The following is a 276-nucleotide window of genomic DNA, read 5'->3' on the forward strand; positions in this document are numbered from 1 at the left end:
GATCCGGTGGATATCAAAATAACTGTACTTGGTTTTGGACTACCAGATGACGAAGAAAATTGGAGTGGACCAAGGGGAGAAATTTTGATGTTCAATGTAGTTCCTGAATTTGGAGCAATTGCAACAGTTGTAATGCTCGCTGCAATAGGAGCTGTTGTGTTTATGTCTTCGAAATACACTAGAGCTATACCAAAGCTTTAACCTCTTTTTTATTTTTTACCGAATCTTTAGCTTCCTAAAAAATAATTCAAAACTAAGTTAGATTAACTAAACAAT

1 protein-coding gene is annotated in these 276 nt (G+C 34.8%); it reads left to right on the forward strand.

Annotated features, from left to right (window positions below; translation table 11 throughout):
• On the forward strand, positions 1-201 hold a 201-nt coding region (locus QWY29_RS20420), incomplete at its 5' end, for a hypothetical protein (RefSeq protein ID WP_300963054.1).
• Positions 202-276 lie beyond the last annotated feature (75 nt).

Origin of the sequence: Nocardioides abyssi (assembly GCF_030412915.1) — a bacterium.
Classification (GTDB): Bacteria; Actinomycetota; Actinomycetes; order Propionibacteriales; family Nocardioidaceae; genus Nocardioides; species Nocardioides abyssi.